This is a genomic window from Kitasatospora sp. NPDC085464, from assembly GCF_044541955.1.
GTDB lineage: Bacteria > Actinomycetota > Actinomycetes > Streptomycetales > Streptomycetaceae > Kitasatospora.
The window spans coordinates 1-1,659 of the sequence record NZ_JBITTM010000124.1 but is presented as its reverse complement, the minus strand read 5'-3'; the positions used below and the strand labels follow the sequence as shown (position 1 = coordinate 1,659).

At 71.5% G+C, this 1,659-nt stretch carries 1 protein-coding gene; it reads right to left on the bottom strand.

Features of this window, described 5'->3' with window-relative positions; translation table 11 throughout:
• Window positions 1-150: 150 nt before the first annotated feature.
• Complete coding sequence (locus tag ACIGG8_RS42865; protein ID WP_396553995.1) at window positions 151-1,536, bottom strand: IS1380 family transposase; 1,386 nt, start codon at window positions 1,534-1,536, stop codon at window positions 151-153.
• Window positions 1,537-1,659 lie beyond the last annotated feature (123 nt).

Sequence of the window (1,659 nt, the reverse complement as noted above, 5' to 3'; positions counted from 1 at the left end):
AGCCCGAATCCACCGACCTGGTTCGGGGGTGATCACGTCTGGGGTCTGGCTGGTGTGGCCGGGTGGTGGGCATGAGAGGTCCGCTGGTCTGCCCAGCTTTTCCACGTTTGCTCCGGTCAGGCCCTGTCGGGCGGGTGGTCAGGTTGTTGATCAGGCCGGCGGAGGGTGAGCGGCCTCGAAGAGGTTGGTGAACGCGTCCTGCCAGGGCCAGCGGTCGGGTAGGTGTAGCGTCAACCGCCGGGCCGAGCGGGCGATGCGGGCCGGGATGTGGATCAGGTGGTCGCGCAAGGTCGCGGTGGTCGCCCTCGCATGGTGGCTCCCGGCGAGGGATCCGGCGGCCCGCAGCAGGTTGTGGGCGATGGCCCACAGGGTCAGCCACGCGTTGTTCGCCTGGAAGTTCCCGGAGGGCAGGTGGGCCAGCGCTGATCCCTTGCCGTCCGCGATGACCTGCTCGATCAGCGCGTGCTGCCGGTGGTGGAGTTCGGCCTGGAGCGTGGCGAAGGGGCTGTCGGTGAACACGGGGTGGTAGCGCCAGGTGGTGAACAACTCGCCCTGCCCGGCCGCGGCTTCGGTGTTCAGGCGGCGGACCCGGCGCACGATCAGGCGGGCGGTTGCCTGCTCGGCCTTCCTGCGTCCGGTGAACGCGGTGTAGTCCACCTCGGCGACCTCGGCGTCGGAGACCAGCTCGCCGCTGTCCGGGGCGACGAACGCCTCGGGGTAGCGGATCGGAGTCCAGGCGTCCTCGCCGATCGAGCTGATCGCGGCGGCGACGTGGGGGTTCATTCGCACGGTCAGTGAGAAGTGCGCCCTCGCGCGGCGGCAGGCGGCCACGACATCGGCGTTGTAGAACTGGCTGTCCGCGCGGACGATCACGGTCCCGCCCGCCCCGGCCTGCCGGGCGGCCGCCAGGGCCTCGCTTGTGAACGGCCCGGCGCCGCGGGCGTCGGCCGCCTTGCCCCGCCGCAGGCGGACCGCCGCGACCACCGGGCGCGCCGTCGGCGTGCTGAGGGTGGCGAGGATCGGGTGCAGGGTGCGCACGCCCTTGAACCGGCCGATCTCGGCACCCTGCTTGGCGCGGCCGTAGACGCGGCGGTGGGTGGGATCGATGTCCACGAACGCGAGGTGGTCGACGCCGGGCAGAAGTGGGGTGGTGGCCGTCAGGCGGGCGAGGAACTCCCGGTGCACCGCATGGAGTTGCCGGTTGTGCCCGTGGGTGAAGGCGCGCAGGAAGGTGCCCAGCGTGGAGGGCGCGCGCACCCCGCCGAACAGCCGGCCCATCGCGCCGTGCCGCAACCGGCCGGCGTCGTCGATCGAGTCGGCCCCGGCGCACATCGCCGCGACCAGCGTCATCACTTTCGCAGCCGGATGGGCGCCGCCGCTGTTGCCGGCACCGTCGATCCGTAGGCGCTCGTCGGCCAGGCGGGGAAGCCCGACGCGCTCGGCCAACCGGACCAGCGGGACGAGCCCCACGTCCGCGATCAGGTTCGGCTCGTCGAACGCGGCGGTGAGCGCAGCGGAGCTATGGGAGGATTTCACTTACGAGGTGCCTTGCTGGTTGGGCCGGACGGAAGCGTAGAGAACTCCCATCCTCCCAGCTCAGCAGGCACCTCTCTGCGTCATCCCGTTCCCACGTCAGTCACAGCCCGGTGGATCCGGGCT